16 protein-coding genes and 1 riboswitch are annotated in these 19292 nt (G+C 32.9%); of the genes, 7 read left to right on the forward strand and 9 right to left on the reverse strand.

The genetic code is table 11. From position 1 onward, the window contains the following. Window positions 1–3: 3 nt before the first annotated feature. The 6 genes from PMI10_RS03550 to PMI10_RS03575 all read right to left on the reverse strand — a co-directional run bounded on the left by PMI10_RS03550 (window position 4) and on the right by PMI10_RS03575 (window position 6433). The gene (locus tag PMI10_RS03550; RefSeq protein ID WP_007804563.1) at window positions 4–1857 is read right to left on the reverse strand and encodes a TonB-dependent receptor plug domain-containing protein; all 1854 of its coding nucleotides are present in this window, start codon (window positions 1855–1857) and stop codon (window positions 4–6) included. 26 nt (window positions 1858–1883) lie between these two features. Beyond that, a riboswitch (cobalamin riboswitch) is annotated at window positions 1884–2119 on the reverse strand. A gap of 67 nt (window positions 2120–2186) precedes the next feature. Beyond that, window positions 2187–2723 carry an alpha-ribazole phosphatase gene (cobC, locus tag PMI10_RS03555; protein ID WP_007804565.1) on the reverse strand — a complete coding sequence of 179 codons (537 nt, stop codon included), beginning with the start codon at window positions 2721–2723 and terminating at the stop codon, window positions 2187–2189. Next, window positions 2708–3505 (reverse strand): adenosylcobinamide-GDP ribazoletransferase, encoded by a 798-nt coding sequence (locus PMI10_RS03560; RefSeq protein ID WP_007804567.1) that lies wholly within the window; start codon window positions 3503–3505, stop codon window positions 2708–2710. Before PMI10_RS03560 ends, cobC begins: the two co-directional genes overlap by 16 nt. A 56-nt stretch (window positions 3506–3561) precedes the next feature. Then, window positions 3562–5241 carry a nicotinate-nucleotide--dimethylbenzimidazole phosphoribosyltransferase gene (gene cobT, locus PMI10_RS21830; RefSeq protein WP_007804570.1) on the reverse strand — a complete coding sequence of 560 codons (1680 nt, stop codon included), beginning with the start codon at window positions 5239–5241 and terminating at the stop codon, window positions 3562–3564. Between the two features lie 163 nt (window positions 5242–5404). Then, a complete protein-coding gene (cobU, locus tag PMI10_RS03570) occupies window positions 5405–5914 on the reverse strand; it encodes a bifunctional adenosylcobinamide kinase/adenosylcobinamide-phosphate guanylyltransferase (RefSeq protein WP_007804572.1) in 510 nt (169 codons plus the stop codon). A gap of 156 nt (window positions 5915–6070) precedes the next feature. Next, window positions 6071–6433: a DUF5522 domain-containing protein gene (locus PMI10_RS03575; protein WP_007804573.1), complete on the reverse strand. Its 363-nt coding sequence runs from the start codon at window positions 6431–6433 to the stop codon at window positions 6071–6073. Window positions 6434–6606: 173 nt separating this feature from the next. On the opposite strand from PMI10_RS03575, the gene PMI10_RS03580 reads away from it, so the two are divergent. From PMI10_RS03580 to PMI10_RS03590, 3 genes are all read left to right on the forward strand, one after another. Further along, the gene (locus tag PMI10_RS03580; protein WP_007804575.1) at window positions 6607–7749 is read left to right on the forward strand and encodes an ABC transporter substrate-binding protein; all 1143 of its coding nucleotides are present in this window, start codon (window positions 6607–6609) and stop codon (window positions 7747–7749) included. A 1-nt stretch (window position 7750) separates the two neighbouring features. Further along, window positions 7751–8779: a FecCD family ABC transporter permease gene (locus PMI10_RS03585; RefSeq protein ID WP_007804577.1), complete on the forward strand. Its 1029-nt coding sequence runs from the start codon at window positions 7751–7753 to the stop codon at window positions 8777–8779. A 122-nt stretch (window positions 8780–8901) separates the two neighbouring features. Beyond that, window positions 8902–9678 (forward strand): ABC transporter ATP-binding protein, encoded by a 777-nt coding sequence (locus PMI10_RS03590; protein ID WP_007804579.1) that lies wholly within the window; start codon window positions 8902–8904, stop codon window positions 9676–9678. Here the strand turns inward: PMI10_RS03590 and PMI10_RS03595 are convergent. Genes PMI10_RS03595 through PMI10_RS03605 form a run of 3 tightly spaced genes read right to left on the reverse strand, consistent with a single transcriptional unit; the run spans window position 9665 to window position 11568 of the window. Continuing rightward, window positions 9665–10480 carry a hypothetical protein gene (locus tag PMI10_RS03595; RefSeq protein WP_007804580.1) on the reverse strand — a complete coding sequence of 272 codons (816 nt, stop codon included), beginning with the start codon at window positions 10478–10480 and terminating at the stop codon, window positions 9665–9667. The genes PMI10_RS03590 and PMI10_RS03595 overlap by 14 nt on opposite strands. A 4-nt stretch (window positions 10481–10484) precedes the next feature. Continuing rightward, a complete protein-coding gene (locus PMI10_RS03600) occupies window positions 10485–10937 on the reverse strand; it encodes a tRNA (cytidine(34)-2'-O)-methyltransferase (RefSeq protein ID WP_007804582.1) in 453 nt (150 codons plus the stop codon). Between the two features lie 49 nt (window positions 10938–10986). Continuing rightward, window positions 10987–11568 (reverse strand): pseudouridine synthase, encoded by a 582-nt coding sequence (locus tag PMI10_RS03605; protein ID WP_007804584.1) that lies wholly within the window; start codon window positions 11566–11568, stop codon window positions 10987–10989. 139 nt (window positions 11569–11707) lie between these two features. On the opposite strand from PMI10_RS03605, the gene PMI10_RS03610 reads away from it, so the two are divergent. The 4 genes from PMI10_RS03610 (at window position 11708) to PMI10_RS03625 (ending at window position 19291) form a co-directional block, all read left to right on the forward strand. Continuing rightward, window positions 11708–12076 (forward strand): hypothetical protein, encoded by a 369-nt coding sequence (locus tag PMI10_RS03610; protein WP_007804587.1) that lies wholly within the window; start codon window positions 11708–11710, stop codon window positions 12074–12076. A gap of 321 nt (window positions 12077–12397) precedes the next feature. Further along, window positions 12398–15829, forward strand: a complete 3432-nt coding sequence (locus PMI10_RS03615; protein WP_007804589.1) for a T9SS-dependent choice-of-anchor J family protein — start codon at window positions 12398–12400, stop codon at window positions 15827–15829. A gap of 182 nt (window positions 15830–16011) precedes the next feature. Next, a complete protein-coding gene (locus tag PMI10_RS03620) occupies window positions 16012–18783 on the forward strand; it encodes a hypothetical protein (RefSeq protein WP_007804592.1) in 2772 nt (923 codons plus the stop codon). Further along, window positions 18767–19291: an RHS repeat protein gene (locus PMI10_RS03625; protein WP_007804594.1), complete on the forward strand. Its 525-nt coding sequence runs from the start codon at window positions 18767–18769 to the stop codon at window positions 19289–19291. The genes PMI10_RS03620 and PMI10_RS03625 overlap by 17 nt, the downstream gene beginning before the upstream one ends. Window position 19292: the final 1 nt, after the last annotated feature.

Below are 19292 nucleotides of genomic sequence, written 5' to 3' on the forward strand. Positions count from 1 at the left end.
ATATTAAAATTTTAAGGTTAAATACATATTAAAATTGCGACCTGGCATAGGTCTGTCTTCTAAACTTTCATACTCTTCATTAAAGACATTTAAAATTTGAAAGCCAAGTTTGAAAGAGTCTAAAAATTTAAAATCATAATCGATACCCAGATTTGAAATCATGTAATCGTTTATTATTTCGTCTGGATTATTATCTGCTCTGGTGTACACAAAACCATTGTATAAAAATTGATAATAAGCTGAAATTTTATTTCTTGAATAAGAAACAGCCCCGGTAACTTTATTGTAAGGAACAAAGAAAAGCTGGTTTTTAGTTTCTTCATCTTCTGAAATCGTGTAAGCATAAGTCATATTTGCAACAAGATAATTTTTACCAAAATGTTTTTTCCAGCTTAATAAAGTTTCTGCTCCATAACTGTTAACTTTATCCTGGTTTTTTGGTGACCAAATCCCGTTTTTACCCGGAACCCATTGCAATAAATCTTTTATTTTCATGTAATAAAATGTCTGTGTAAGCGAAATGGTTTTGAATGTAAAAACGTTTCCAATTTCTGCCTGATAAGAACTTTCAGGCTTTAAATCCGGGTTGCCGCCTTCTTCCCAATACAGATCATTAAAGGTTGGAATCCTGAAATTTCGGGATATATTCAATTTCAAATTATATAACTGACTGAACTGATACGAAGAACCCATGGAAAATAACACAGGCGATTTGTAATTGTTTGTGAATTCTTTTCGGATACCAAATTCATTTTTCCAATCTGATGAAAAGTCTTGTTTTATTAATAAAGCGGCAGAACTGATTTCTCTGAGATGGTTTCCAAAACCGGATCCGAAACCCTTGGTTCGGCTATAATCTATAATACCGTTTAATTGTGTTGATTTAAAAAGTGTATATCCTAAATCGAGTTTTGTAATCAGGCTTTCAGTTTTTCCGTATGAATAATCTTTTCGGGTATTATCGGCGTAATATTGGTAATTTTCAAATATATAAGCGGTTTTAAAGTTAGTTGTAAACTTTCCAAAATTGCCATCATAGTCTAATAGATTACGGTTGAAACCATTTACATATTTACTTTTAGTGTCAGTTTCAGTAACTAGAGATGTATTTCGGTCCGTGTTTGATGTCTGGCTATAAAATTTCAAACTATTTTTAGCATCAAATTTATAGCCCAGATTAGCATTTAGTGTTATGATATCGTATTGACCATTTTGATTCCATCGCTGTTCACCTTTCCAGGTATATCGGTTTAGATATTTATAATCGTTTGTAGAACTGTTTTTTGAAAACCCGATTTGAGCGCTCCATTTCTTGTTAGAAATATTGGTTTTATAATTAATTCCAATAGTATTGAAACTTCCGTAATCTAATTTTAAATTATTTTCAAAACGGTCATAAAAAGTCATATCATTATTTAAGTGTACGGTTCCTCCCACGGCACCACTTCCATAAATTACACTTCCTCCGCCTGCTTTTACACTAACAGAATTATAATCGGAACCTGAAATTGTATTAAAATCAGTGCTTCCGTTCATTTGTGAATTGATATTGATACCGTTCCAGATTACGGCAGTTTGAGAAGAAGTAGTTCCTCTGAATGAAACCGTAGAAAGCATTCCGCGTCCGTATTCTTTAAAATAGAGTGTTGAATTAAAATTTAATAAATCAGTAAGCAAAGCTTCATTTTTGCTGATAATAGAATCATTAAGTTTTGAAACGGATTGTGTATTTGAGAATTTTTTGAGATTACTGTCAGAAACTACAACTTCTTTTAATTTTGTAATAGAGTCATTCTGCGCCAAAATAATCTGGCACAAAAGCAGAAAGCAGAAAGTAAATCGTTTTTTTAAAGTCATAATTTCTACACTCTTTTTCCCGAGAGTTCGATATTTGTTATAAAGGCAGGTCTCCTGGCTTGCGTCTTGTTGTTTACCTTCCCATCACGCAGGGCGTGACAGTGGTTTTGTAGTTAACAACAAGCATTCTCTATTAAAGAACTAAGCTTACAGTTGCGGGTACAGCTCAAGAATTTTGATTTTAAAACATTAAAAATCAGTTACTTGATTCCCTTTTAATGTGTTTTCAAATAAAAACACAACCTTAATCGGATGCAAATATAAAGTTAAAAAGATGAAAGATTCAAATTTGTTTTACTTTTTAAAAGAATTTCTAAACAAAAAGGGTTTTAGAAATCTATTTTGATAACTTGTCCAAAATCTGCTTTATTCTGAAAAGCATCTTTTAATGGCAATGAAGTATGATGGCATAAAAAACTTCTGATGATACCGGCATGAGTAATGATAATGATTGGTTTGTCTGTTTTTTTTGAAATTTGTTCGGATAAAAAAGTACCTGTCCTTTTATGCAATTCAACAAAAGATTCTCCGTTGAAAGCACAAATATTTACAAAATCTTCCATCCATGGATTGAGTTGTTGAGGCGGAATATCATTCCAGTTTTTCATTTCCCAATCACCAAAATTCATTTCCATTAATCTTTCGTCTTCCTGATAAGAAATGATTTTAATTTTATTTTGAATATATTTTGCTAAAATAACACAACGCTGTAACGGACTTGAAAAAATAATAGCTTCTGAAGGTAACTGCGAAATAATATTCTCAAAAATAAGTTCAAAAGGTTCAGCCAGTCCAACATCAGATTGCCCGTAACAAATACCTTTTTCGCAGACTGTTTCGGTATGGCGTACTAAATAAATTTCCATATAAAAAGAATGCTTAAATAATAAACAACTTCGCAGAGTTGTTGTGTTGCACCTAAACAATCTCCGGTATATCCATCAATCCATTTTTGAAAATAACGGGCTAAAAAATATCTTGTTATGAAAACCGGAATTAAAGCCAAAAGAAATTGATATTTAAAATAGGAGAGTGCCAGCAAAGGAATTAATCCAAAGAAAAAAGCGCCAAAAACTTCTTTCCATGTGTTGCTTTTAGCAATAGGCTTGCTTTTGCTGGTTGCATTATCCCGTGAATATTCATATGTAAAAATAATTGAAATTGCTGCTAAACGACTCAAAGCATGAGCTGAAATAAACAACAGGAAAATTTGAAAAACAATAATTGAATCATTAATTTGAAAAAGCAAAACAGACTCTGAAAGCAATTTAAATTTCAGTAAAAAAAGCAATACCAAACCAATCGCTCCGTAAGCGCCAATAGCACTGTCTTTCATGATCATCAGGATTTTTTCTTTTGTCCAGCCTCCGCCAAAGCCATCGCAGACATCTGCAAAACCATCTTCATGAAAAGCTCCCGTTGTTAAGACTGAAGCAATGATTGCGAGAATTACGGCACTTTCTGTTGATAGAAAAAGTAAAGAAACATAAAAAACTAAAAAGGAAATACTGCCAACAATCCATCCAATCAATGGGAAATAGCGTGTTGCTTTATTCAAATAATCCGGATTATGATCTATGTTTTTTGGACATGGAATTCGGGTGTAAAACATTAAGGATGTAAAGAAAATATGGAGTTCTTTTTTCATTTAAAAAGGAAATTTTATAAAATTTAAAATTGATTTTTGAAATTGGAATTGTTTTTTTACTTTTTGCTAACCCCGGCATTTTCAAAAGTAGCCATTTCACTCAGAAAAGCTTCAGCTGATTTTAGCACAGGAAAAGCAATTGCACATCCGGTACCTTCACCAAGACGCAAATCTAAATTTAAAATTGGTTTTGCATTCAAATAATTTAATAGTTTTTGATGTGCCTGTTCAGCAGAAACATGACAGAAAACAGTATTTTTAATAATGTCAGGGTTTATTTTTGAAGCAATTAAGAAGGCAGTGCTACAAATAAAACCATCAACTAAAATCAGCATTTTATGATCGTAAGCTGTTAGCATTCCGCTTGCCATTTGTAGAATTTCAAAACCCCCAAAATAAGACAATTGTTGCATTAATTCGGCTTGACCGGAATAATTATCAATTGCTTTTTTTAGTAAATTTTGTTTTTGAATTAGTTTCTCATCTTCAACACCAGTTCCTTTTCCAACGCATTCTTCAATTGGAATACCGGTTAAAATACTCATTAATACAGAAGCTGTTGAGGTATTTCCGATTCCCATTTCGCCAAAACCTATACAATTACAATCTGTATTGGCAATATTTGTTATGATAGATTTTCCTTTTTCAAAACACAATTGTAATTCTGTTTCACTCATTGCAGGAGCATGTAGAAAAGACTGGGTTCCTTTAGCAATTTTGGCATTAATTAATTTTGCATTGGTTGGAAAATCATAATTCACTCCGGAATCAACAATAGATAACCGGATATTGTTTTGTTTGCAAAAAACATTTATTGCAGCCCCGCCTTCCAGGAAATTAGTAACCATTTGTCTGGTAACATCTTGTGGATAAGCACTCACGCCATGATTTGCGATTCCGTGATCTGCCGCAAAAACAACAATATTCGGATTTTTTATTTTTGGATTTAAAGTTTCAAAAACACTTCCCATCTGAAAAGCTAAAGTTTCCAAAACGCCTAATGCGCCAATTGGTTTAGTTTTAGAATCTATTTTGTCCTGTAACAGCTGATTGAAATTTATTTTGTTTTGAGGTTGAGTTTCAAAGTTTATTTGAATATCCCGAATCTCGCTTTTAACTATATTTTTAATTTCGATACAATCCGGAGATTCAGATTTTTGTTTCCAGTTTAATTGCTGAAGCATCGGCTGATTATCATAATTGGTAGCTGGTTTTCCGATACAGAAATAACCCAAAGGTTCAATGTTTTCAGGTAAATCAAGTATTTTTTTAAACTGGTAATAATTCAAAATCGAAACCCATCCCATCCCATATCCTTGCTCGGTAAGCGAGAGCCAGATGTTTTGCGCTGCACAGACAGAACTAAACTTCACCGCTTCATTACTGCCAACAGTTCCAATCGTAAATTGATTCAGAACCGATCGGTCATAGGCAATAATAAGTCCAATTGGAGCTTCTTCAATCGCCTCTAGTTTTAATGATTCATAATGCTCTTTTTGTTCGGGATTATCTGTCAGTAATGCTGCTTTTTCATTATAATCTAAAAACAGATTTTTAATGGCACTTTTAACTTCTTCCGATTTAATAATATAATATTTTGTAGCATCTGTCAGCCCAACAGAGGGTGCCCAGTGTCCGGCCTGCAAAGCTTTACGGATCACTTCATCCGGTACTTCATCACTTGTAAAATGTCGGGTGTCACGGCGTGATTTTAAAATATCATCTAAATAGCTCATAATTTGTAAATTTCAATGTCAATTGCAAAAATCAATTACAATTTCAATGTTGAATCTAATGTAAAGATACTACGCCAATATTGAAATTTGGAATTTAAGGATTTAGATTTTTTTACTGATTTTTTGACATTGATATTGCAATTGAGTTTTGTCATTGCAATTGTCAACCTTTTATTTTGACAGGAATACCGGAAACCATCAAAACTACTTCATCTGCTTTTGAAGCCAGAAACTGATTCATCCAGCCTTGCAGCTCAGTAAATTTTCTGCCAATATGGGTTTCGGCATGAACACCCATTCCAATTTCATTGGTAACAATTATTAAAGTTGTATCGGGTTGGCTTGCCATTTTTTCAAATTCAGCTTTTGCTTCTTCCAAAGATAATGAAACATCATTTTTATGATCAACAAAAAAGTTTGTCAGCCAAAGCGTAACACAATCAATTAAAGCTGTTTTTCCGGTAAAATCAATTTCACTCAGATTTTTTTCTTTTTCAATATTGGTCCAGCGTTCATCGCGTTCCTCTTGATGTCTATCGATTCTTTTCTGGAAATCATCATCCCATTTTCTGGCCGTTGCCACATATATTGGAGTGTTGGAAAGTTGTAAAGCCAGGTTCTGAGCATAACTGCTTTTTCCGGATCGTTCGCCGCCGGTAATTAAATAAATCATTGTTTTTAATTATAAATTATGAATATTTGGGCGTTCCCTTCGGTCGGGCTATCCACTTTATCTTTTATTTTTTAAAGAAAAAATAAAAGGATGCCGTTGCTATCCCTAACGCAGAAGACCAATTGTGTTTTAATTTTACGAATTAACAATTTATAATTAATATGGGCAATGTCTGCATTCATTTCCACAGCAGCTGCCTCTTTTTAAATGAAACCAGGATTTAAAAACATAATTACCATTTTCAATGTAATAATCAATGTCTTCAATTAACTTTTCGGTTTTGGGTAAAGATATTGCTTTATTTTTTAAAGCTTTTTTAGGAGTGATAGTTTCTATATAAGCATCAATTTTGTCCATACATGCTTCTTTAAAGCAAACAGGACAAAGGCAATCCGGTCCTTCTGAAAGATTAAATATAGGAGGGAAGTCATTGCACCAACATTTATTTTCAGCAGAAACATCTCCGCAACTAAAAGAAGATTGACAACCTGAACAAACTTTTATTTTTATGGGACTCATAATTTAAAAATAGTATTTGTTTAATTTTGTAAGAATAAAGGTAAATAAAAAAAATAGAAATTGCGTTATCTTTGCCCTTATTGAAAGATGCAAAGTTTGATTACGCAATGATTCAAAAACAGATTCAGTAAAACAATAACAATGCCATTTCCCTGAAATTATATAACCTGCATATGAAACATTTATTTTCTCAAATTATTTTTATTTTATCTTTTTTTCTTCTCATTGGATGCAAAAAAAATGAAACAACAGAGATTGCTAAAACTGAAATTCCCCAAAACAGTATTGAGTATGCTTCCGGACTTTCTATTGTAAAACACGAAGGATATTCGGTAGTAATGGTTACAAATCCGTGGCCAAACGCCAATAAAAAATTTACATATGTTTTAAAAGAAAAAGATGCCAAAGTTCCGGATAGCTTGCAAAAATACAGTACAATAAAAGTTCCTTTGGAGTCTGTTGTAGTTACCTCAACCACAAATATACCTTTTCTCGAAATGCTGGATGTTGAAAGTAAATTAACAGGTTTTCCGCATACCGATTATGTGTCTTCTGAAAAAACCAGAAAATTGATTGATCAGGGAGTTGTTAAAAATGTTGGTCAAAACGAAAAATTAAATATGGAACAACTTATCGAATTATCGCCGGACCTGATTGTTACTTTTGGTGTAGACAATAACAATCCGATGTTGGATAATTTGAAAAAAAGCGGTCTGAATGTTTTTATTCAGGCGGACTGGATGGAACAATCCCCATTAGGAAAGGCTGAATGGATTAAGCTTTACGGGGCTTTATTTGGTAAAGAAGATAAAGCCAAGGAGTTGTTTGATAAAATTGTTTTGAGTTATGAACAAACTAAGAAACTGGTTTCTACAAAACAAGCGACTTCAACTGTCTTATACGGTTCTATGTATGAAGATGTATGGTATGTTGCAAAAGGAAATAGCTGGGTAGCCCAATTTATGAAAGATGCTCAGGCTAATTATTTATGGGCAAATTTAAAAGGAACCGGAAGTGAAGGTTTGTCATTCGAAAAAGTTCTGGACAAAGCGAAGTCTGCTAATTTCTGGATTGCTACGGGTTCTGTAAAAACGCTGAATGAATTTGCAAAAATGAATCCGCATTACAGCGAGTTTGATGCATTTAAGAATAAAACAATTTATACTTTTGAGGGTAAATTAGGCGCTACTGGCGGAACAATTTATTATGAATTATCACCAAGTCGTCCGGATTTGGTCCTAAAAGATTATATCAAGATTTTTCACCCGGATTTATTGCCGGGTTACGAATTTACTTTTGCCACTAAACTGAACTAAATTGACAAATAAAAAACGAAACACACTATTATTCCTTTTACTTGGCTTAGGCCTGGTTTTGATGTTTTTTGCAAGTATTAGTTTAGGTTCAGTTGCGATTCCATTCAAAGAAGTTTATACCAGTTTAACAGGTGGTCAGGCAAGTAAATCGACATGGGAATATATTATCATAAATTATCGATTACCAAAAGCAATTACAGCCGTTTTGGTAGGAACGGGATTGTCAATTAGCGGATTACTGATGCAGACTTTATTTAGGAATCCACTCGCCGGACCTTATGTTTTGGGATTAAGTTCAGGTGCAAGTTTAGGAGTGGCATTTGTAATTTTAGGAGCCGGTTTTTTGCCTTCTTTTTTAAGAACGATTGCATTATCATCATACGGAATCGTTTTGGCTTCAACTTTAGGTAGTACGTTGGTTTTATTATTGGTCTTATTGGTTTCTCAAAAATTACGGGATACCATGGCCATTCTGATTGTCGGATTGATGTTCGGAAGTTTTACTACAGCAATTGTTAGTGTTTTAACCTATTTTAGTACGGCAGAACAACTTCAGAAGTTTACTTTTTGGTCGTTGGGAAGTCTTGGTAACCTTTCATGGAATTCAATTTCTGTTTTATTAGTTTGTGTCTGTTTTGGTCTGCTTTTAAGTGCCAGTAGTATAAAACCTTTAAATGCATTGCTTTTAGGCGAAAATTATGCAAAAAGTATGGGGCTGAATTTCAAAAGAGCCAGATTGATTATCATATTTGCAACAAGTATATTAGCAGGAAGTATCACTGCTTTTGCAGGTCCGATAGCTTTTGTAGGATTGGCAGTTCCGCATATTGCAAAGCTTACTTTTCATACCAGCAATCATACGATTTTGTTTTGGAGTACTTTATTTTTTGGGGCCATTATTATGTTGTTTTGCGATATAGTTTCCGAAATGCCGGGATTCGATGTTACACTTCCAATAAATGCTATTACCTCGATTATTGGGGCACCTGTGGTAATTTGGTTATTAGTACGAAAAAGAAATTTTACGTAAATTGTTTTTTATCACAGATTAATGAATCAAAATGATTTTTAAATATTGAAAAATAATATGTATCATCAGTGGCGAAAAAAATCTATGTTTCTATGTGTTAGAAAAAAAAGCATCAAAATAAAATGAAAAAGATCCTAACAACTTCAAATTTAAGTATTGGCTACAAGTCCGGGAAAACAACTGTGACTATTGCCGAACACCTGAATTTGAATCTAACATCAGGGAAACTAATTTCTTTGATAGGAGCAAACGGAATTGGGAAATCGACTTTATTGAGAACCATTACCGGAATTCAGCAGCCATTATCAGGAACTGTTTTTCTGAATGATAAAAATATAAATACCTACAAACCTTTAGATTTAGCTCAAAATTTAAGTTTGGTTTTGACCGAAAAGCTGCCATCAAGTAATCTTTCTGTTTTTGAGTTGGTTGCTTTGGGTCGTCAGCCATATACTAATTGGATCGGTACTTTAACTCCGGAAGATATCATAAAAGTAAATGAAGCTTTGGCACTAACTCAAATTAGTCATTTAGCCCAAAAAAGGCATTTCGAAATAAGCGACGGACAATTACAAAAAGTTTTAATTGCCCGTGCACTGGCACAAGATACTCCATTAATTATCCTTGATGAACCCACAACGCATCTTGATTTATTGCATAAAGTTTCACTTTTTAAATTGCTGAAAAAGCTAACGCAGGAAACTCAAAAAAGCATATTATTTTCAACTCACGATATTGATCTGGCGATACAATTGAGTGATGAAATGATTATTATGACGCCAGATTTAGTTGTTCAGGACGAGCCTTGTAATTTAATTTCGAAAGGAAGTTTTAGCACTTTGTTCAAAGATGAGCATATTATTTTTGATGTAGAAAAAGGGAAGTTTATTGTGACTTAGTGATTATTTCATTACGTACTCTATAAACATGAAGTAAGTTTTCTAACTCTTCAAATTTGACGGTTAACTCACCAATATCAACCATTTCATTATTAAAGGCGAGATAATTTATGGAATTTTTTCCATTTGTTTTTGTAAATACTTTATCATTATGTATGTTTTCCCATGAGACAAGTTTTTTATTTTTTAATTTTATTCCTTTATCATTAATTATGATTTGAGGTTCATTATCTCTTAGTTTTTTAATTTGTTCATAGGTAAGATATAATCCAATTGCGATAAGAAATGAAACAAAATAATTTTCTTCCCAAAGAAAATAGATTCCAATAGAAATCATTCCCAATCTTATAATTAATAGAAATACTAAAGCAGTTTTTGAATAAAATATTAATGTTTCTTTAGGTACACTTAAATTGTCTTTGTGAACATCTTTTTCAAGAAATTTTTTCTCTAATGCTTTCAGCTTTATTTTTTGCTCTGGACTTTTAAATTCAGTTTTTTCGAACCAGCTGCCACTTTCCCAGATTAATTTTTCTTCGACTGCTTTTCGTTGCAATTCATGAATGTTTCTTACATTTTCATACGCCCAGATTTTCCAATCATTAACAAAATAACTCCATGTTAACCATGCTAATAAGATTCCTGCAATCAAGTTTAAAAGGAGAATCCATTCTCCAATAGATTGATTTTCTTTAAATAATAATCCTAATCCAATAAAGCCAACGATGATTGAAATCGGCAAATAGATAAGTTTTATTCTTCCTTTTTTTAGAGCTTCATTTACAGTAATTTCTTCTCTCATGTTGTTATTTTAAACCAATTTGTCTTTTAGCTTCGCCAACTACAAAAGCAACAGAATTCGCGATATTAAAACTTCTGATTAATTTCGACATCGGAATCGTTAAATGATTTTCAAAACGAGCAAGGACTTCTTTGCTTAAGCCTACACTTTCTTTTCCGAAAACTAACCAGTCACCATCCTGAAAATCCGTTTCTAAATATGATTTTTCGGTATGTGAACTCATCAAAAATACTCGCGATTGATCCGGAATTTGTTTTATCCATTCTTCTATATTTTGATATTCGGTCACATCAAGATGTACCCAGTAATCCAAACCCGAACGTTTCAGGTTTTTATCATTAATCACAAATCCAAACGGATGAATTAAATGTAATCGGCTTTCTGTACCCACACATAAGCGTCCAATATTTCCGGTATTATTTGGTATTTCCGGTTCTACAAGAACAACGTTTAGCATTATTTTTTAAAATTAAAAGATTAAAAGACTTAGGGAAATGATCTAATTATCAAATTGACTCATTATTTAATTTAAAATCAGCGACTTCGATAACTTCGCCGGCTTTTAGGTTTTGCAAATATACATTTCCTATACGAACACGTATCAATCGCAAGGTCGGAAAACCAACTGCAGCAGTCATTTTTCGAACCTGACGAAACTTTCCTTCATTTACCGTAATCGAAGCCCAGGAAGTAGGTCCATGACGTTCGTCTCTGATCTTTTTGGCTCTTGGTCCAAAATCAGGAATTTCAGTAACAATAAAAGCAGAGCAGGGTCTGGTTTTATATTTTCCTCCGTCAAAACCAATTTCAACACCTTTTTGCAATTGCTCGATAGCTTTCGGGGTTATAATGCCGTCAACTTGTACATAATATTCTTTATCAACTTTCTTGCTTCTTATTTGCTCGCTTACTTTTCCGTCAGTTGTAAGTAAAAGTAACCCTTCAGAGTCTTCATCCAAACGGCCAATTGCCATTGTACCTTCGGGGAAATCATATAATTCCCCCAAAAGCTTTTTCTTTCTTTTTAATTCATATATAAACTGGCTCAGATAGCCGTAAGGTTTAAAAAGAATAAAATGTTGGTGCATGCTGAATTTTTTATGCAAAGATAGTTTTGTTTGATTATTATTGAAAGAAGGGTTGTTTTATTATCCAAAAGCTATGTTAAAGAACTTAGATTTCAGTCTTAGAATTCGTAATATTAATAGGAATTTAAAAAATAAAGATATGGAAACTAATAATTTAGGAACTAAAAAGATAAATGGAGTGCAAAAAAATATAGAGGATTCTAAAGGTAAAAATGTTTCGCATGATACCAAATCTGATGAATTAAAACTAAAAAAAGAAGTTGTAACAGATGCTGACGGAAATAAAGAAGTTGTCGAGAGAGCACGGAATGAAAACGAGAAAATAAAAGAAGTTTCAAATCAAGCAGAAATAGATAATGAAAATTCAAATCGTGGGGTTTCGACTGAAGAAGAGGTGAAAAAAACGATTGAAAATAAAGATAGAAATTCGGATATCACCCCAAATCGTTACCCTAATTCTCATCCGGATAATCATGAAAACAGAGGAAATATGAAATTAGATGAGTGAAATAGTTATTTATTTTAAAATTATAAGAGCTATCTCGGTTTAAGATAGTTTATTGTAGTGTAATATTTTCATTTTTCATTACGGATAAATTTAAATTAAGCTTTTTCCTGTTAAAAATATAAAAGTATTGAAATTTTTAAAATAACATATAATCTCGTAAAAACTAAGATATACCTGAGAATACTTGAATTAATTTGTCGATAATGATGTTTTTGTTGAGAAATGTTTATAAAATATGATTTAATAAATTCATGGTTTTATAATATTCCCTTAACTTTAAAGGATATAAATTTAACCACTAAAAACTCTATTTTTTAAACTATGAAAAACATTTACTCTTTGCGTCATTTATTGGCATTTTTAAGTTTTTTTTATTGCTTTTCGGCGAATCTTTTAGCACAGACTATGCCTACGGCGCAATCCTTGCCTTATACGCAAAAATTTGATGACTTGACGCCAGAATTAACAACTTTGCCAGTCGGATTGCAAGGATGGACTGCCAGCAATCCTTCAAGTGTTCCAACTCCTTCAAATTTTACAACATCAGGTACAATTTATGGCAATAAAGATTTAACTGCTAATGGTTCGGCTAGTTCTTCTACTGGAGCCATCTATAATTACAATAAAAAAGTAGGTTTCTTAAATGGAGGTTCATTTTTGGATTTATCAATAGGTTTAGCTATAAATACAACTAATAATTTTGGAATACAAGTTCAATACGATGCTATGGTAATTCGTAATCCTTATAATGGAAGCAATAACACACGTATTAATGAAATGGTGCTGCAATACCGGGTAGGGACTACAGCGGATTTTACATCATTATTAGAAACTGTTTATAGAAATAATACGACTACAAAAATCGGTTCAGGAGATACTACCCCTCAAGATAATTGGAAAACAATAAAAGTCACTTTGCCTGCGGAATGTGATAATCAGCCTATGGTTCAGATTAGATGGATTTCTCGACAATTCTCTGGTAGTGGTTCACGTTCTTCTTTTGCAATTGATAATATTGATATTCAAAGCGATGTTACCGCTCCAATAAGTGATGCAGGTTATCCAAAAGCAGATAATATTTTATCACAAAGCTTTGATTTTTCTAATAAATTAGATGAATCAGGAAAAACTTATTATGTATTATTGCCTTCCGGAAGTACTACGCCAAGTTCAACTCAGATAAAAGCCGGTCTTGATGCAAACGGAACTGCAGCTTTGCAATCAGGAATTTTGGATATTACTGATGAATCTCAGGTATATGTAAAAAGTTTTACCGGATTAAGTCTTAATACAGCTTATAGTGTTTTCTCCATTTCTGAAGATTCGCATGGTAATATACAGACAGTTGTAAATAAAGTTGATGTTACAACTTCAAATGTAATAGTTCCTTCTTTATCCACAACAAGTACTTCACTTGATTTAGGGTTTTCAGAAGCCAGTTATGATTCAGAAAGTTTAAGTTATCAAATTCAGGGAGCAAATCTTACGGATAATGTTGCTGTAACTGCTTCAGCTAATTTTACAATTTCGAAAGATAACAGCACTTTTGGATCTTCTTTGTTATTTAATGTATCTGATTTTGCAGCAAATGCAACTCCAACAGTTTATGTAAAGTTTACTCCAAATGCAACGACTACTTTTTCGGGTCAGATAACACATGAGTCAACTGGTGCAGCAAGCAAAATAGTTACCCTTACCGGAACAGGAATTAATCCATATGTGCAAGATTTTAACGATGCAAATGTTTTAACAAATAGTGGGTGGACACAGTATGATATAGCCGGAAGCGTTAATAAATGGGCATATACGACGACTGCCAGAAATGTGAATACCGGAACAGGTGCAGTTTTTATGAATGGCTATTCTGATAGCGGAGCCAGTAAAGATTGGTTAATATCACCAAAATTACGTTTGGATAATTTTAGTCAATTTCCATTGCTGTCTTTTTATTCCCATAAATATTTTGCAGGTCCGGGTTTAAAATTAATGGTTTCTGTTGATTATGATGGTAAGAGTAATCCGGAAACAGCTACATGGACAGAATTAGATGGAAATTTCCCAACAACAACAGGAACTTATGTTCAATCACAATCTATAAGTTTGGGAGGATATAAAACCAGTCATACCTACTTGGCATGGGTATACGAAACTACGGCAGGAGGAAGCAATAATGCTGCAGAATGGTCACTGGATGATATTGCTATTACAAATGAATCAGGATATGTAGCTTCAAACCCTGTTTTAGATTTTGGAGTTGTAAATGTGAATACGGTTTCTGCCAGTCAGTCTTTTGTTTTCAACGCCGGAGGTTATGGAGATATTACAATTACAGCTCCTGCAGATTATCAGTTGTCTTTAGATAATAATTCGTTTCAGTCCGATGTTGTGGTAAACGCTCTTGATGCATCAGCCGGAAAAACTATTTACGCAAGATTTACACCTTCGGTGAAAACATTAACTATTTCCGGAGCATTAACTGTAACCGCAACTTCTTTGAATAAACAAATTGGAAATTTGACAGGTTCTTCTTTGCCAAAAGCAGATACTTTTGATGTTGTAACCTATAATTTAGAGTTCTTTGGCAGCGATGTAAAAGGTACTGATAATGTTGAATTTGGTCCAACTAATGACGTTTTGCAAATTGAGAATGTGGCTAAAGTCATGAACAAATTAAACGCAGATGTGTATGTGGTTCAGGAAGTTTCTGATGATCCGTCTTTAAATGAATTAATTAAGCAAATAAACATTAACGGAAAAACATTTGATAAAACGATTTCGACATCATGGTCCTATTCTTTCAATGCACCCGACCCGAATTTTCCTCCTCAAAAACTGGTTGTACTTTACAATACACAAACTACTACCGTAAAAAGCACCCGCGTAATGTTTAAGGACTTATATGATAAGATCCGTGCAAATACAACGACTTTACCAAATTATCCGGGTAGTAATGATGACAGTTTCTTTTCATCAGGACGTTTGCCTTATATGGTACAAATAGAAACGAATATTGGTGGGGTTAAAAAAGAAATTACCCTGATTGATCTTCATGCCCGTGCCAATAGCGGAACAGATATAGCGAGATACAATATGCGTAAATACGATGCCCAATTATTAAAAGACAGTCTGGATGTTTATTATCCAAATGCAAATTTGATGATTTTGGGAGATTTTAATGATGATGTAAAAGCATCTGTTATTACGCCGAATCCTTCATCTTACGAAGCATTTGTTAATGATACCAGTAATTACAATGCACTTACTTTGGGGATTAGCCAGGCTGGTGCTTATAGTTATTTAAGTTCCACAGGATTTTTAGATCATATTATAATTTCTAATGAGCTGTCAGATGAATATATTGCAAATTCTATCGCAGTATATGACCCGCGTACAGATATTGCAAGTTATACAACCACAACTTCAGACCATGGTCCGGTAATTGCCCGTTTTGAATTAAAAGAAGACAATCTGGGAACAATTGATTTTGAAACAAATAACGGATTTGCTGTGAGAACATATCCTAATCCTGTTACAGATGTTATGAATGTTTTTGTCAAAAGTAACACAGAGAAGAATCTGAAATTAAGAATTTATGATATCAGCGGGCGTTTAGTCGGAAACCCTGTTGGAATTACTGGAGGACAGCAAAATGATACAGCTGTTCCTGTAAGTTATCTTAAAACCGGTATCTATATTTACACTTTGACCGAAAATAATAAAGTTGTTTTTAGAGATAAAATCATAAAGAAATAAGCAGAGAATAAATAGTATAAAAACAGGCAGTTCGAATTGAGCTGCCTATTTTTTTGTAAATTTTAATCAGTATAAAAATCTGATTAAAATTTAATACTTTTGGAAAAATAAATTTCAACAAATTTGATGATTAATTTTAAAACTATAATTAAAACCATATTAACTATTCAAGAACATTTTCAATGTCAAAAAAAACCTTTTTAATAATTCTATTATTTCTAAATTCTTACGTACAATCTCAAAATGCACCATACGTAAAAGAATTTGTTCAAAAAATTATACCTCCTTCTCCAACTGCTTATGCCTTTTCAACATACGGCAATTTACCATTAAATGGAAGCTCAGGAGGTTTTGCTTATAATGTTCCTGTTTATACTGTTCAATCTGGGGATATCGATGCCCCCATTTCTCTTAACTATTATAGCCACGGGGTGAATGTTGATGGATTATCCGGTATAGTTGGAACAGACTGGAGCTTAAATGCAGGAGGTGTAATTTCCAGGGTTGTAAAAGATTATCCAGATGACTTGGCAGGCGCAGGAGGCCGGTGGTATCCCTCCACAATAGACTTGTCAGACGAAACCTCAAAGTTATATATACAAAATTTAGTTAGGGATTCCAGTTATGATGGTGAGCAGGATTGGTTTTCTTTTAATGCCAATGGGATTTCTGGCAGTTTTTATTTTGACCAGGATTTGGTACCACATATTATGGATAATGAACATATTATGATTTCTTATCAAATTTTAAACAATAATATTACCAGTTTTACAATTACCGATGAGAAAGGATTTAAATATATATTTGGTGGCGATTCCAATTTTATAGAAACAAATATTAATTATGAAGAATGTTCCAGCCAAGTAATACCGTATACCTCTAGTTGGTTTTTAAAAGAAATAATTTCCCCAAAAAATAATGTTGTCTCTTTTACCTATGCAGCAAATAGTTTGAACTATAAAACAAGCTTTAGCGAAAACTTAACCCTATCACAAGGATGTTCTAATCAGACAGGAACTGCTTTTATGCAAACTGTCACTGATTGTACCAGTGGTAATAATATGGAATCAAAAGTAATATCTACAATAAGTTTCAAAAATAATATTGTGGCTTTTGACTACAATTCAGGCAGGGAAGATGGAGGAGGGAAATCTCTAAAATCAGTAAAAATTACAGCAAATAATGTACTGGTTAAGCAAGTGAATCTAAACTATGATATGGTTAGTAACAGATCAACACCGATTAATTCCGGTTTATCAGCAGAAACAGGTTTAGGATATAGATTGTTTTTAAAAGAAATAATTTTTAATGGGGATTTACAGTCTGCTAATTTAGAAAAATATTCTTTTGAATATTACGAAAATAATAAACTACCAACTCGTTTAAGTTTTTCCAAAGATAAATTTGGATTTAATAATGGCAGTGCCAACGCAAAACCTTTTAGCAGTAGTTTATTGAATTCTGATATTGCAGCTTATATTAGTTCTGATTTGGCTACTGCTAATTTAGAAGTAAACCCAAATGTGGTCTATTATGGTATGCTAAAAAAAATCACGTATCCTACTGGTGGTAATACTACAATTTCTTATGAAGCAAATGCGGATACCAAACCTGTAGAAGAGCCCCTTTCGAAATCAATAAACATAATAAAATACTGCGATAGCAATACAACTCCGGTAATAGGTACTTTTGAATTTGTTTCAGATGGTTCTGTTTTGAATTTTGATGCTTTTGCAAACTACCAAGGGGGTACTTGTTCATTAGGACTTGCCAGTACCAAATACAATGTTAAGGTATATAAAGATAATATATTGATATTGGATCAGTATCCTTTTTATGGAAGCCATCTAAAAACTGATAAAACAATAGCTTGTCTGAGTCAGCCAACTTCAACGTCCACCGCTCCTATTTGCACTGTAGGCGGGAGTACCTACAAAATAATAATTTCATTAGATAAAGGCGGGGTTTATGGCAGTGTTGCTATTTTATATAACAAAACGGCAATAGAAAAAACAATATATGGGGGAGGCGCCAGAGTGAAAGAAATTGAAGACATTACCAATGAGCAAGGCTTTAATAAACGCCACTTTTATTATAATAAATTAGTTGATTATGCATCTGCAAATACAACTATGCAGCATTATTATGAACCCTTATTTTATTCAAGTACACAATCTGTACTTTATTGTACAACTGAGATGACTGGATGCGGCCCTCAGGGGATTCGCAAAATATCTATAAACTCAAATTCATCCAATGCTTCCTATTTGACCCGTCAGGCTATTAGTTACACTGCTGTTACAGAAATGTATGAAAAAAATGGGGTAAAAAATGGAGCTAACGAAAAACTGTATACCCTTAATTCTGATACTCCCGGACAAATGCTTTTTGGGGATAATATTTATGGAGTACCCGCATCTAATTATGCAGATTTTTTTAAGGATTTAATTGAAGAAGAAAGAGTTTATGACACCTTAAATAATCTAAAATCTAAAAAAGTATTTGGTTACAGTTTATTATCAAGTAACTACCTGAGAAGTTTTATTGCAAGACGAAACTACAAGGTGCCTGACGAGTTTGATTATGATAGTTGTGCTTATAATAAACCTACTCTTTTTAGTAATTATTCTATGTGGACTTATCAAAACTTCTATGGGATCATAAAACTCATCTCTACAACCGAAACAAATTATTTTCCAAATCAAGAAATAGAAACAATTTCTAAAAATACTTATGGTAACACTCCCTTTTATTCTTTGACATCAAACGACTATACCAATTCTAAAGGCGAACAACTTATAACAAAATACAGTTATCCGCAAGACTTAGTAACCATAGAACAAACACCTTACATGCAAGAACTAGTTAATACCAATAGAATAGCAGAACCCATTATAATCAAAACTTTTAAAGGCTCTTTAAAATTATCTGAAAAACATGTTAAGTTTATCTGAAAAACATGTTAAGTATGATAAATCCACTTCTACAGGAAATCTTTTATTATCAAAAGAAATCCATACAAATAAAGGAACTACAGATATTAATATAGGAACAGCAACTGATAGAAAACTAATATTTGATCAATACGATGACAAAGGGAATATTCAGCAGTATACACTTGAAAATGGAATTCCTGTGTCAATTATCTGGGGATATAACAAAACGCAGCCTATTGCGAAAATTGAAAACGCTACAAATGCACAGATTGCTATAGCTTTAGGAATATCAGATTTAAACAATATAAATGAAACGGACCTGACTGCTATAAATAATTTAAGAAATTCTTTATCAAATGCCATGGTCACAACCTATACCCATATCCCACTGGTGGGGGTAAGTACAATAACAGACCCTAAAGAAGATAAGATCACTTATACCTACGATAGTTTTGGCAGGCTCAAATTTGTAAAAGACAAAGATGGCAATATCCTTTCTGATAACCAATACAATTACAAACAATAAA

Origin of the sequence: Flavobacterium sp. CF136 (assembly GCF_000282055.1) — a bacterium.
Taxonomy (GTDB): domain Bacteria; phylum Bacteroidota; class Bacteroidia; order Flavobacteriales; family Flavobacteriaceae; genus Flavobacterium.